Genomic DNA, 12,424 nt, shown 5'->3' with positions numbered 1-12,424 from the left:
CGGCTTCTACCACTCCCCGGCGGAGGACTTCGAACCGCCGCCGCCGACCTTCTTCACCACGAAGATCAGGCCGGCGACCAGGCCTACGAAGAGGAGCAGCTTGAAGACGAGCCCGATCAGCGCGCCGAGGATGCTGGTGATCACCCCGCCGAAGACGAACAGCGCCAGCAGCGGAACGGCGACCCACTTCACCCACCAGGGCATGCCCGCGAACGTCCTTCGGATCCCGTCCATGTCCTCGACCTCTTCTTCTTCGTCGTCGTGCCTGACTTCCTGCTCTCGATGCTAGGAGCCCGCGGTCCCCTCCGGGGGCCCGCCGGCCCCCGCAGAGCCCTGATCCGCCCCTTAGGGGAGCCGGCGCGCCGACCCTCACGCGCCCCGGTCAGCTCTCCGGCGGGGAGAACACCACCAGCACCCTCAGGTCCTCGCTGATGTGGTGGAACTTGTGCGGGACCCCCGCCGGGACGTAGACCACACTGCCGCGCGCCACCGTCGTCGTCTCCTCCCCGACCGTGATCGAGGCCCGTCCGCTCACCACGAAGTACACCTCGTCCTGGCGGTGCGGCTGCTGCGGATCGCTCTGCCCCGCCTCCAGCGCGTACAGGCCGACCGACATGTTCCGTTCGCGCAGGAACTGCAGATAGGCGCCGTCGTTCGCGACCCGCTCCGCTTCGAGCTCGTCAAGCCGGAAGGCTTTCATCGTGGTTGTGCCCCTTGTACTCGATCGTGCCGCGGCATCCGCTGATCTGCGGATGTCCCACCGGGATCTTCTCTGCCACGATCAGACACATGACGAATTTCGTAGTCAAGACGCTGGCCAACGCTGCGGCCCTGGCCGTCGCCATCGCGCTCCTCGGCGGCATCACCCTCGACGACGGCAGCAGCCTGGGCCGCCGGACGCTCACCCTCTTCCTGGTCGCGCTGGTCTTCGGCCTGGTCAACTTCATCGTCAAGCCGGTGGTGAAGCTGTTCTCGCTGCCGCTGTTCATCCTCACGCTCGGCCTGTTCACCCTGGTCGTGAACGCCCTGATGCTGCTCCTGACCTCGTGGCTGGCCAAGGAGCTCGACCTCAGCTTCCACGTCGACGGCTTCTGGACCGCGGTCGTCGGCGGCTTGATCATCTCCATCGTCTCCTGGGCCGTGAACATGGTCCTGCCCGACAAGAACTGAACGGGCCGGCCGTGTACCGCGTGTGCTTCGTCTGCACGGGCAACATCTGCCGCTCGCCCATGGCCGAGTCCGTCTTCCGCACTCACGTGGCGCGGGCCGGGCTCGACACCCTCGTCGAGGTGGAGAGTGCCGGGACCGGCGGCTGGCACGAGGGCGACGGCGCCGACCCGCGCGCCGTCTCGGTCCTGGAGGCCTCCGGCTACGCGCAGGACCACCGGGCCCGGCAGTTCCGGTCTACCTGGTTCGCCCGCCTCGACCTCGTCATCGCGCTGGACGCCGGGCACCTGCGGGACCTGCGCGCACTCGCGCCCACTCCGCAGGACGCCGCCAAGGTCCGGCTGCTGCGGTCCTACGATCCGGCGGCCGCGACCGCGCAGACCGACGTACCCGACCCCTACTACGGGCCGCTCGACGGGTTCGAGTCGTGCCTGGCGCTGGTCGAGGCGGCGAGCCCCGGTCTGCTGGACGCCGTACGCGAGGCACTGAAGGAGCACACCGCGTGAACGAACACACCCCCGGAACAGCCGGACCGGCAGGACCCGGCGAGCCGGCCGACCGGCTGCCCGCGGACCGCCTGCCCACGGACCGGCTGCCCTCGGACCGGCTGGGCGACGGCACCCGCGCCGTCCGCGCCGGACTGCCCGAACCCGTCAAGAACGAACCGGCGCTGCCCGGACCGGTCTTCGCCGCCCACTTCCACCTCCCGGGCGACGTCGAGGGCCCGTACACCTACGGCCGCGACACCAACCCCACCTGGACCCTGCTGGAACGGGCGATCGGGGAACTGGAGGCCCCCGGCGAGGACGTGCACACGATCGTCTTCGCCTCCGGCATGGCGGCGATCTCCGCCGTCCTCCTGTCCCAGGCGCGCACCGGCGACACCGTCGTCCTGCCCGATGACGGCTACCAGGCGCTGCCGCTGGTGCGCGAGCAGCTGGAGGCGTACGGGATCCGGGTGCGCACCGCCCCGACCGGCGCAGACGCCCAGCTCACGGTCCTCGACGGGGCCCGGCTGCTGTGGATCGAGACCCCGTCCAACCCCGGGCTGGACGTCTGCGACGTACGCCGCCTCGCGGACGCCGCGCACGCCGCCGGGGCCCTGGTCGCCGTCGACAACACCCTCGCCACCCCGCTGGGGCAGCGGCCCCTCCAGCTCGGGGCCGACTTCTCGGTGGCCAGCGGCACCAAGGGCCTCACCGGCCACGGTGACCTGCTGCTGGGCTACGTCGTCTGCCGCGATCCGGAACGCGCCGCCCAGGTCCGGCGCTGGCGCAAGATCGTCGGCGCGATCCCGGGCCCGATGGAGGCCTGGCTCGCCCACCGTTCCCTGGCCACCCTCCAGTTGCGCGCGCAGCGTCAGTGGACCAATGCGCTGGCCGTCGCGGAGGCGCTGGCCGACCGTGTGGAGGTGACCGGGCTGCGCTACCCGGGCCTGGCGACGGACCCCTCCCACAAGACGGCCGCCCGCCAGATGCGGGGCTTCGGCTCGGTGGTCTCCTTCACCCTGCCGGACCGGGCCCACGCGCAGCGGTTCCTGGCCGCCCTGCTCCTGGTCGAGGACGCCACGAGTTTCGGAGGCGTACGGTCCACCGCGGAGCGGCGCGGTCGCTGGGGCGGTGACGACGTGCCGGAGGGCTTCATCCGGTTCTCCGCCGGGGCCGAGGACACCGGGGACCTGGTCGCGGACGTCCTGCGGGCCCTTGATCTCGCGGGCGAGCAGGGCTGACCGGAGCGTGGAAGGGCGGTCCGAGCCTCCCCCCTAGTGGCTCGGACCGCCCCGGGTTCCGCGCGAAGAACCACACGTCAAGGCTAGTTGACCCTGCGTCAGAGTCCAATCACGGTAACGACAGGGAGCCATCGGCATATTTATAGTGGAAGGCCCCCACCGAGAGGTGCCGCGATGGATCTGGCCCTGCTGCGCACCTTCGTCGCCGTCCACCGCGCCGGCTCGTTCACCCGCGCCGCCGCCCTGCTGGGGCTGTCCCAGCCCGCCGTGACCTCGCAGATCCGCACCCTCGAACGCCAGCTGGGGCGCCCGCTCTTCCTGCGCCGGGCCCGCGGCGTCACCCCGACCGCCGTCGGCGACGAGCTCGCCCACAAGGCCGCCCCGCACCTCGACGCCCTGCTCCGGATCACCGAGGCCGAGCGGGACGCCGCCGGTACGTTACGCACCCTGCACGTCGCTGGCCCCCCCGAATTCCTGTGCCTGCGCGTGCTCCCCGCCCTGGCACCCCTGGTAGGCCGCGGCCACACCCTGCGCTCCACCCTGCAGACCGGCGCCGAGGCGGCCCTGGACGGCCTCGCCGCCGGCCACCACGACCTGGTCGTCACCACCGCCCAGCCCCGCGGAGGGCTCTTCACCGCCACCGCTCTGTGCGACGAGGAGCACGTCCTGGTCGCCGCGCCCTACTGGGCGGCCCTCGTCGACACGGACCGGCTGCGCCACGGGGGTCCCGCCCCCGGTCCCGCCCCCGGTCCCGCCCTCGCTCCGGCCGCTCTGGACGGCATCCCGCTCGTCGAGGTCCACGAGAGCCTGCCGCTGGTCACCCGCTACTGGGCCGCCGTCTTCGACACCGCGCCGGACGCCAAATCCATGGCCGCCACCGTGGTCGCGCCCGACCTGCGGGCCGTACTGGAATGCGTCCTGGCCGGCGCCGGACTCGCCGTCCTGCCCCGGTACCTGTGCCAGGAGGCGCTCGACCGGGGCCGGATCGTGGCCCTGTTGGAGCCACCCGTACCGCCCCTGCGCACCTGGTTCCTGGTCGTGCGCACCGGGAGCCTCGCCCTCACCCACCTCTCCATGGCCCGCGACCGGCTGCTGGAGGCCGCCTCGCGCTGGTGAGCTTCTGTTTCCGGCTCGTGGCGCGTTTCAGAAGCGGAGCGGTGGGCCACTCTTCTCCCATGACAGAACGTCCCGTCGTCAAACGCACCGCCCGCGCGATCCTGCTCGACGGTGACGACCTGATCCTCATCAAGCGCACCAAGCCCGGCCTCGATCCGTACTGGCTCACTCCCGGCGGCGGCGTGGAGCCCTCGGACGCCACCGTGGTCGACGCCCTCCACCGGGAGGTCGACGAGGAACTCGGCGCGAAGATCACCGATGTGGTGCCCTGCTTCGTCGACACCGTCGAGCACATCGCCGACGGCGGAGTGACCGGCGTGAAGGTGCAGCACTTCTTCGTCTGCCGCCTCGAATCGATGGATCCGAACCTTCGCCACGGCCCCGAGATCGACGAGCCCGAGGGCGAGTACGAGATCGTCCGCGTCCCGTTCAGCAGGGTGGGCATCGCCGCCGTCCACCTGGTCCCGCTGTCCCTGCGGCACTACCTCGACGGCAACATCGAGGGTGTACGCGCCATGCACGCCTCCGACCTGGGCTGAGGCGACGAGGGGGGCCGACGGGCGGCCCGCCGGTCTCAGCCGGCGATGCCCGCCAGCTCCTCCACCGCGTCGTGGCGGATCCGCTCGCCGGGAATCCCGATCCGCAGGAGCTCGTCCACCCCGCTGCGGATCATCGCGGGCGGCCCCGAGACGAACGCGTCGTACGAGCTCCACGGCCCGTGCTCGCCGATCGCCTGCGGCAGCTGCCCGGCCAGCCCGTCACCGACCATCGGACGCACCGACAGCCACGGATGCGAGCGCTGCAGCCCCAGCATCGTGTCCTTGTCGTAGAGGTCGCCGTCGCTGCGCGCCCCGAAGAACACCTCCACCGGCCTTCGCTGGCCGTGTTCCGCGACGTCCTCGATCAGCGCCTTGATCGGGGCCATACCGGTGCCCCCGGCCAGGCACAGCATCCCGTTGTCCGTGGTGTGGTCCACCACCATCGAGCCCGCCGGCGGCCCGAGGCGCAGCACGTCCCCCGGGCGGGCGTGGCGCACGAGCGCGGTGGAGACCCAGCCCGCCGGGACGGCCTTGACGTGGAAGGACAGCAGTCCGTCGGCGCGCGGAGCCGAGGCGAAGGAGTAGTGCCGCCACACCCGCGGCCACCACGGGGTCTCCACGCTCGTGTACTGGCCGGCCAGGAAGGGGTACGGCTGATCGGGGCGGACCGTCAGGACGGCGATGTCGGGGGTGCGCAGGTCGTGGGAGACCACCTCCGCGTGCCACCACGCCGGGGCCCTGACCTCGTCCTCCGCTGCCGCGTCGATCATGGTCTGCGAGATCAGGGTGTAGGCGCGCACCCACGCGGCCTCCGTCTGCGGCCCCCAGTCCTGCGCGTACCGGGCCAGCGCTCCGAGGAGGGCCTCGCCCACCACGGGGTAATGACCGGCCATCGTCCCGTACTTGCGGTGCCCGGTGCCCAGGCGGCTCAGGTAGGGGATGAGCACGGACGGGTTGTCGATGTGCTCGGCGGCGGTCAGCAGCGCCTTCAGCAGCCGGTCGCGCTGGGTGTCCATGGCGGCGGGGAACATGCCGCGGATCTCCGGGTGTCCGGTGAACACCAGGGCGTAGAAGTACGAGGTCATCCGGTCGGCAACGGGTGCGATCTCTTCGAGGGTCCGGCGGATGAGCACGGCGTCCGGTGAGGGATCGGTCGCGCCGCCCCCGGCGGGTATCCGGTCCGTCCCCCCTCTGGCCGATCTGGTGGGCGGAGCGTCCATGTGGTGCCTCGCTTCGAGCATCTTGGTCGGTCTGCACGCGCCACGGCCTATGAATCCGTGGTTCCAGGTTTCACAGCCTGCCAGGCCACTCGGGTACCTGTGGGGGAATGACGAAAGTCCGCGTTTCGAACCCACTTTCCTCTTAAGATGCCTCAACTCCCTGGCGTACCGCCCCTACGAGCTGGTATGCCTCCCGCAGATCCCGGCCCTCATAGATGTGGGTCGCACGTTCCGCCAGGTGAGGGCGCGCGTTGACCGCCACCGAGACCGGCACCACCTCGAAGAGCATCGCGTCGGTCGCCGAATCCCCGTACGCGACGCAGTCGCTCCGTCCCACCCCGAACTGCTCGCACAGCCGGTCCGCCACGGTGACCTTGGCCTCGGGGGTCAGGATCCCGTGCGCCTCCACGGGCCGGGTGAACGGCACCTCCGGGAAGAGCGACCCGTGCGCGGCATGCGCGCCCCACTCCAGCAGCAGTTCGACGAAGAAGGACGGCGACAGGGAGATCACCGCGCAGTAGTCCCCGCGCTCCCGGATCTCCTGCCACACGTCCCGGATCCCCGCGAGCCAGGGAGCCCCGTCGAACGCCGCCCGGACGTGCGCGGGCGTCAGCTCCGACCACAGCGCGTGCGCGGCCACCGAGAACTGGTGCGGGCCGATCTCCCGCGCGGCGAAGGCCCGTTCCAGCGCGGCGATCTCGGTGCCCAGACCGAGCTGGCGGGAGATCTCGACGGGCGCGGCCGAGCCGTACATCAGCGTCCCGTCGAGGTCGAAGAGGTGCAGGAGGGTCATAGCGGTCGAGGCTAGCTCCTCCGTTTCACGTGAAACGCGATGTTTCACGTGAAACACCGACACGTTTCACGTGAAACACCTCGGACCGCCGGCGCTCCGCGGGAACGTGTTTCACGTGAAACATCCCCGCCCAAATCCTCTGGACGGACCCCAGTCGATGATCCAGTCTGAGCCGGTGACACCACACATCACCGATCTGCCGATCCGAGCGCTCACCGTGGACGATCTCCGCCACTGCGCCGACCTGTCCGAAGATCGCGGCTGGCCCCGTGAGGACCACAAGTGGGGCCTGCTGCTCGCCGCCGGAAACGGCTATGGCGTCGACGCCCCCGACGGCCGGGGACTTGCGGCCGTCTGTGTCGTCACCCAGTACGGCCACGGCCACGCGGGCCCCGAGCTCGCCGCCATCGGGATGGTGCTCGTCGCCGACCGCTACGCCCGCCAGGGCATGGGCCGCCGCCTGATGACCCACGTCTGCGACGAGGTGCTCAAGGGCGTCCCCCTCACCCTGCACGCCACCCCCTATGGCCGCCCCCTCTACGAGGAGCTCGGCTTCGAGACCACGGGCCGCGCCGAGATGCTCCGCGGTGTCTTCCGGCCCGAGGGCGCCCCCGGCACGTACGGCCCGTCCCGGGTCCGCCCGGCCACCGCCGAGGACCTCCCACGCATCCTGCGTCTGGACGCCGAGGTCTTCGGCGCCGACCGCACCCACATGATCGTCCGGCTGCCCGCCTTCGCCGACCAGCTGGTCGTGGCGGAGGACCCCTCCGGCGACGGCACCCTCACGGGCTACGCCGCAGCCTGGCCCAACATGGACACCCATGTCATCGGCCCCCTGGTCGCCCACGACCTCGGCACGGCGCAGGCCCTGATCACCGCACTCGCCCTGGCCGGCGACCGGCCGCTGCGCACCGACGTCGACGTCCGCCACGAGGAGCTCCTGGGCTGGCTCAAGGACCGCGGGCTCGACTCCGTCGCCTTCAACGCCGTGATGACCCGCGGCATCCCCGCGCTGCCGGGCGACTGGACCCGTCGCTGGGCGCCGCTCACCGTGGCCGCGGGCTGAGAGAGGGAACTCACCATGACCGACACCCCCGAGCTGGAGATCCGGCCCGCCACCGAGGCCGATCTGCCCGCCATCGTCGCCATGCTCGCCGACGACCCCCTGGGCGCCACCCGCGAGTCCCCGGACGACCTCAGCCCCTACCTCGCGGCGCTCAAGCGGCTGACCGACGACCCCCACCAGCACCTGGTCGTCGCCGTCCGCGCCGACCGCGTCGTGGGCACCCTCCAGCTGACCATCGTCCCGGGCCTGTCCCGCAAGGGAGCCACCCGCTCGATCATCGAAGGCGTCCGGGTCCACGCGGACGAGCGCGGCAGCGGGCTGGGCAGCCGGTTCGTCGAATGGGCCATCCACACCTCCCGCGAAGAGAACTGCACCCTCGTCCAGCTGACCTCGGACGTGACCCGGACCGATGCCCACCGCTTCTACGAGCGCCTGGGATTCACCGCGTCCCACGTCGGATTCAAACTGCACCTGTGACGGCCTGACGCACGCTGGGTCGCCGCGGGAGCGACCCGGCCTACGATCGGGAGAATGAGCCCCCGCCTCCCCCTGGTCACCACCGCCGAGCGCCGCCACCGGCTCGGCCGCCGCCACCGCCTGGCCCCCTCGGCCCGAGCCGCCACGGTGGTGGAGGCGGCGGACTCCGTCGTCGCCCTGCACGCCACCGACGCCGCGACCGTCTTCCTCTCCGCCCGCGCCCGGCTCACGGCAGGCGGCCCCGCAGCGGTCGAGCAGGCCCTCTACGAGGACGTCAGCCTCGTCCGGCTGCTCAGCATGCGCAACACGCTCTTCGCGTTCTCGGCCGAACTCGCCCCGTACGTCGACTCCTCCACCGCCCGGGCCATCGCCGTCAAGGAGCGCCGCAGCCTCCTCAAGCACCTCGACGAGGACGGGCAAGGACTCGACGCCCGGTGGCTGGCCGAGGCGGAGACCGCCGCGCTCGACGCCCTCGACGCCCTCGGCCCCACCACCGGCAGCCAGTTGTCCGCCGCCGTGCCCGCCCTGCGCCAGAAGATCACCGTCGGCCGCGGCAAGAAGTACGAGACGCAGACCGGGGTCGCCACCCGTGTCATCCGCCTGCTGGCCGCCGACGGGCGGATCCGCCGCGACCGGCCCCGCGGCTCCTGGACCTCCAGCCAGTACCGCTGGGTCCACACCGAGCCCTGGCCCCCCGTACCCGCCGCCGAGGCCCGCGCCGAGATCGCCGGCCGCTGGCTCCACGCGTACGGCCCGGCCACCGAAGCCGACCTCAAGTGGTGGACCGGATGGACCCTCACCGACGTCCGGAAGGCCCTCGCCGCCGTGGGCCCCGACCAGGTCCTGCTCGAAGACGGCAGCACCGCCCTCGTCAGCCCGGGGGACACCGGACCCGAACCGGCCCCGGAGCCCTGGGCCGCGCTGCTCCCGGCCCTGGACCCCACCGGCATGGGCTGGGCGGACCGGGGCTTCCACCTCGACCCCGCCCACAAGGCCGCCCTCTTCGACTACGCCGGCAACATCGGCCCCACCGTGTGGTGGAACGGCGAGATCGTCGGCGGTTGGGCCCAGCGCTCCGACGGCGAGGTCGTGTGGCGGCTGCTGGGCAGCCCCGGCCGCGGCGCCGGGCAGGCGATCGCGGCCGAGGCCGCCCGCCTCGCCTCATGGGTGGGCGACGCCCGCATCACCCCGCGCTTCCGCACCCCGCTGGAACGGGAACTCGTCGCCTAGGAGGCATCGTCAGCCGATGCCACGCCAGCCCTGCGGGTCCACCCCGCCGGGCACCGGCGCCTGGGCGTCGTACGGCTCCCGCGTGAAGACGAAGGACGCGAGGTCGAGATGGCTCACCGAGCCGTCCTCGCGCCGCACGGCCCGCAAGGTCTCGCCCGCGTAGTAGCCGGACAGGCCGGTCCAGCTGCCGTCCGGCTCGGACCGGAAGCGGGCCGTGCGCCCGCTCCCGCCCACCGGGCCCAGCAGCAGCGACCCGTCCGCGGTCAGCCGCACCACCTGGGCCGAAGTCCCCCAGTACCAAGGGCCGCACAGCTCCAGCGCCACGGGGTCCGACTCCCGCAGCGGCCGCCACGGCCGCGGGAAGGCCGGTTCGGCCTCCGCGACGATCCGCACCAGGTCCGCCGCCACCGTCGCGGCCGCGAGCCCCGAGGTGCAGTTCGCCAGGACCACGGCCGCCACGTCGTCGGCCTCGCTCAGCCACAGGCCCGCGACGAACCCGGGCAGTGATCCGCTGTGCCCCGCCAGCCTGCGTACGCCGTCGCTCATCAGCTGCATCCCCAGCCCGTAGCCGAGCTCGGCCAGACCCGGCTCCGGCGGCGCGGCCGACGTACGCATCTCCCGTACCGAGTCCTCGCTCAGGACCCGCTCGTCACCGTTCAGCAGGAAGGCGGCGAACCGCGCCAGATCCCTGGTCGTGGACCACAGTTGACCGGCGGCGGCCATCAGCCCCAGATCCTCCAGCGGCTCAGGCATCATCACGTCCGCCCACGGATGCACCGCCCAGCCGCCCGCGTGCGGCGCCTGCGGCCGACCACTCGTACGGTCCAGCCCCAGGGGCTCCAGTACCTCGGCCCGCAGGACCTCTTCCCACGGCTTGCCGCGCAGCGCCTCGACGAGCGAACCCAGCAGCGTGTAGCCCGGGTTGGAGTAGTGGTGGCGGCCGCCGGGTGCGAGCTTGAACGGCTCGTCACCGAGCACGTCGGCCAGTTCGGGCCGCAGCTCGCCGGGGGTGCGCTCCCACCACGGGCCGGGCGTCTCCGCCGCCAGTCCGCCGGTGTGGGAGAGCAACTGGGCGACGGTCACCTCTCCGACGCCGGTCCCCGGCAGGTGCCGCTCCAGCGGATCGGAAAGGCTCAGCAGCCCCTCGTCCCGCAGGCGCATCACCAGAACAGCGGTGAAGGTCTTGCTGATCGACCCGATCCGGTACTGCACGTCCCCGTCCGGGCCGTGCCCCTCCACGGACGTCCGGGAGCCCTCCCAGACCACCTCCCCGCCCCGCATGACGGCCGCCACCACGGACGGCGCCCGCCCCTCGCTCTGTGCGACGGCGATCCGGTGCCGCAGCGCACGCCGGGTGGCAGGGAGAAGTTCCCGGTCCTCAGAAAGGTCATCCATGATCGGATGCTACGTGTTGGCCATGTCCACGAACCGCGAATAATGGCCCTGGAAGGCCACGGTGATGGTGGCCGTGGGGCCGTTACGGTGCTTCGCCACGATCAGGTCCGCTTCGCCCGCGCGCGGGGACTCCTTCTCGTACGCGTCCTCGCGGTGCAGCAGGATCACCATGTCCGCGTCCTGCTCGATCGAGCCCGATTCACGCAGGTCGGAGACCATCGGCTTCTTGTCCGTGCGCTGTTCGGGACCACGGTTCAGCTGGGAGAGCGCGATCACGGGGACCTCCAGCTCCTTGGCCAGCAGCTTGAGGTTTCGGGACATGTCCGAGACCTCCTGCTGACGGCTCTCGGGGCGGCGCGAGCCGCCCGACTGCATCAGCTGGAGGTAGTCGATGACCACGAGCGACAGGTCGTTGCGCTGCTTGAGCCGACGGCACTTGGCGCGGATCTCCATCATCGACAGGTTCGGGGAGTCGTCGATGTAGAGCGGGGCGGCGGAGACGTCCGGCATCCGGCGGGCCAGCCGCGTCCAGTCGTCGTCCGTCATCGTGCCCGAGCGCATGTGGTGCAGCGCCACCCGGGCCTCCGCCGAGAGCAGGCGCATCGCGATCTCGTTGCGCCCCATTTCGAGGGAGAAGATCACGCTCGGCAGGTTGCTCTTGATGGAGCAGGCCCGGGCGAAGTCCAGCGCGAGGGTGGACTTACCCATGGCGGGACGGGCGGCGATGACGATCATCTGGCCCGGGTGCAGGCCGTTGGTCAGCGAGTCGAGATCCGTGAAGCCTGTGGGGACGCCCGACATCTGGCCACTGCGGGAGCCGATCGCCTCGATCTCGTCGAGGGCGCCCTCCATGATGTCGCCCAGCGGCAGGTAGTCCTCGGAGGTCCGCTGCTCGGTGACGGCGTAGATCTCGGCCTGGGCGCTGTTGACGATCTCGTCGACGTCGCCGTCGGCGGCGTAGCCCATCTGCGTGATCTTCGTGCCCGCGGCGACCAGGCGGCGCAGGACGGCGCGCTCGTGGACGATCTCCGCGTAGTACTCGGCGTTCGCCGCCGTGGGGACGGACTGGACCAGGGTGTGCAGGTACGAGGCCCCGCCGACCTTGCTGATCTCCCCACGCCGGGTGAGCTCGGCGCCGACGGTGATCGGGTCGGCCGGCTCGCCCTTGGCGTACAGGTCGAGGATGGCCTGGTAGATCGTCTCGTGGGAGGGCCGGTAGAAGTCGTGGCCCTTGAGGACCTCGACGACGTCGGCGATGGCGTCCTTCGAGAGCAGCATGCCGCCGAGCACCGACTGTTCGGCGTCGAGGTCCTGCGGGGGGACGCGCTCGAAGCCGCCACCACCGCCCCCGCCGTCCCAGGAGCCGCCCTCGCGGCCCCGGTCGTGCTGTTCGTCCCCGCGGCCGCGGCCTTCGCCGGTGCGGCGTGAACGGGCGGGCAGACGGTCACCCGGACCGCTGTCGGCCCAGGGGTCGTCCATGGGCTCGGGCATGCTCACCGGGCCGCCTCCTCCCGTCCGCAACGCGGACCTCGCCGTGGCACTCTTCTACGACACGGCTCTGACATTTGGGGCACCCGAGCCGTCTGTCGGCGAGTCGGGCAACGCACCACGGTAGGGCCGGGAGCGGCGTCAGCCAATCTTGTTATCCACAGGGTGTGTGGATGAGATGTGGACGACGGCGCCAATGCTGTG

At 71.7% G+C, this 12,424-nt stretch carries 14 protein-coding genes; 8 read left to right on the top strand and 6 right to left on the bottom strand.

What is annotated here, in order from left to right; all coding sequences use genetic code 11:
* Nucleotides 1–6 precede the first annotated feature (6 nt).
* Together ACF059_RS20840 and ACF059_RS20835 are read right to left on the bottom strand one after the other, a co-directional pair.
* The gene (locus ACF059_RS20840; RefSeq protein ID WP_392059199.1) at nucleotides 7–234 is read right to left on the bottom strand and encodes a DUF5326 family protein; all 228 of its coding nucleotides are present in this window, start codon (nucleotides 232–234) and stop codon (nucleotides 7–9) included.
* Between the two features lie 148 nt (nucleotides 235–382).
* Nucleotides 383–700, bottom strand: coding sequence for a cupin domain-containing protein (locus tag ACF059_RS20835; RefSeq protein ID WP_366866123.1), 318 nt, complete (start codon nucleotides 698–700; stop codon nucleotides 383–385).
* An 89-nt stretch (nucleotides 701–789) separates the two neighbouring features.
* On the opposite strand from ACF059_RS20835, the gene ACF059_RS20830 reads away from it, so the two are divergent.
* The 5 genes from ACF059_RS20830 (at nucleotide 790) to ACF059_RS20810 (ending at nucleotide 4,551) form a co-directional block, all read left to right on the top strand.
* The gene (locus ACF059_RS20830; RefSeq protein ID WP_360902712.1) at nucleotides 790–1,170 is read left to right on the top strand and encodes a phage holin family protein; all 381 of its coding nucleotides are present in this window, start codon (nucleotides 790–792) and stop codon (nucleotides 1,168–1,170) included.
* An 11-nt stretch (nucleotides 1,171–1,181) separates the two neighbouring features.
* The gene (locus tag ACF059_RS20825) at nucleotides 1,182–1,673 is read left to right on the top strand and encodes a low molecular weight protein-tyrosine-phosphatase (RefSeq protein ID WP_392059195.1); all 492 of its coding nucleotides are present in this window, start codon (nucleotides 1,182–1,184) and stop codon (nucleotides 1,671–1,673) included.
* 56 nt (nucleotides 1,674–1,729) lie between these two features.
* Complete coding sequence (locus ACF059_RS20820) at nucleotides 1,730–2,896, top strand: cystathionine gamma-lyase (RefSeq protein ID WP_392059555.1); 1,167 nt, start codon at nucleotides 1,730–1,732, stop codon at nucleotides 2,894–2,896.
* 174 nt (nucleotides 2,897–3,070) lie between these two features.
* Complete coding sequence (locus ACF059_RS20815; RefSeq protein WP_392059192.1) at nucleotides 3,071–4,012, top strand: LysR family transcriptional regulator; 942 nt, start codon at nucleotides 3,071–3,073, stop codon at nucleotides 4,010–4,012.
* Between the two features lie 59 nt (nucleotides 4,013–4,071).
* Complete coding sequence (locus ACF059_RS20810; protein WP_360902724.1) at nucleotides 4,072–4,551, top strand: NUDIX hydrolase; 480 nt, start codon at nucleotides 4,072–4,074, stop codon at nucleotides 4,549–4,551.
* 35 nt (nucleotides 4,552–4,586) lie between these two features.
* On the opposite strand, the gene ACF059_RS20805 is transcribed toward ACF059_RS20810, so the two are convergent.
* Both ACF059_RS20805 and ACF059_RS20800 read right to left on the bottom strand, forming a co-directional pair.
* The gene (locus ACF059_RS20805; protein WP_392059189.1) at nucleotides 4,587–5,792 is read right to left on the bottom strand and encodes a globin domain-containing protein; all 1,206 of its coding nucleotides are present in this window, start codon (nucleotides 5,790–5,792) and stop codon (nucleotides 4,587–4,589) included.
* A 121-nt stretch (nucleotides 5,793–5,913) separates the two neighbouring features.
* Nucleotides 5,914–6,564, bottom strand: a complete 651-nt coding sequence (locus tag ACF059_RS20800) for an HAD family hydrolase (RefSeq protein ID WP_392059186.1) — start codon at nucleotides 6,562–6,564, stop codon at nucleotides 5,914–5,916.
* A gap of 175 nt (nucleotides 6,565–6,739) precedes the next feature.
* Here ACF059_RS20800 and ACF059_RS20795 point away from each other — a divergent pair, with 175 nt between their 5' ends.
* From ACF059_RS20795 to ACF059_RS20785, 3 genes are read left to right on the top strand one after another with little or no spacing between them, the layout of a single operon-like run.
* On the top strand, nucleotides 6,740–7,630 hold the full coding sequence (locus ACF059_RS20795) for a GNAT family N-acetyltransferase (RefSeq protein WP_392059183.1): 891 nt from the start codon (nucleotides 6,740–6,742) through the stop codon (nucleotides 7,628–7,630).
* Between the two features lie 15 nt (nucleotides 7,631–7,645).
* Complete coding sequence (locus ACF059_RS20790) at nucleotides 7,646–8,107, top strand: GNAT family N-acetyltransferase (RefSeq protein WP_392059180.1); 462 nt, start codon at nucleotides 7,646–7,648, stop codon at nucleotides 8,105–8,107.
* 54 nt (nucleotides 8,108–8,161) lie between these two features.
* Nucleotides 8,162–9,337 carry a winged helix DNA-binding domain-containing protein gene (locus ACF059_RS20785; protein ID WP_392059177.1) on the top strand — a complete coding sequence of 392 codons (1,176 nt, stop codon included), beginning with the start codon at nucleotides 8,162–8,164 and terminating at the stop codon, nucleotides 9,335–9,337.
* A gap of 9 nt (nucleotides 9,338–9,346) precedes the next feature.
* Here ACF059_RS20785 and ACF059_RS20780 read toward each other — a convergent pair whose 3' ends face one another.
* Both ACF059_RS20780 and dnaB read right to left on the bottom strand, forming a co-directional pair.
* Complete coding sequence (locus ACF059_RS20780; RefSeq protein ID WP_392059173.1) at nucleotides 9,347–10,732, bottom strand: serine hydrolase domain-containing protein; 1,386 nt, start codon at nucleotides 10,730–10,732, stop codon at nucleotides 9,347–9,349.
* A gap of 9 nt (nucleotides 10,733–10,741) precedes the next feature.
* Entirely contained in the window at nucleotides 10,742–12,211 is a 1,470-nt protein-coding gene (gene dnaB, locus ACF059_RS20775; protein ID WP_366866213.1) for a replicative DNA helicase, read from the bottom strand.
* Nucleotides 12,212–12,424: the final 213 nt, after the last annotated feature.

The sequence above is a fragment of the Streptomyces sp. NPDC016562 genome, from assembly GCF_043076955.1.
In the GTDB taxonomy this organism is placed as follows: domain Bacteria; phylum Actinomycetota; class Actinomycetes; order Streptomycetales; family Streptomycetaceae; genus Streptomyces.
Note: the sequence above shows the minus strand (reverse complement) of the source record. Positions and strands in the feature narration are given on the sequence as shown.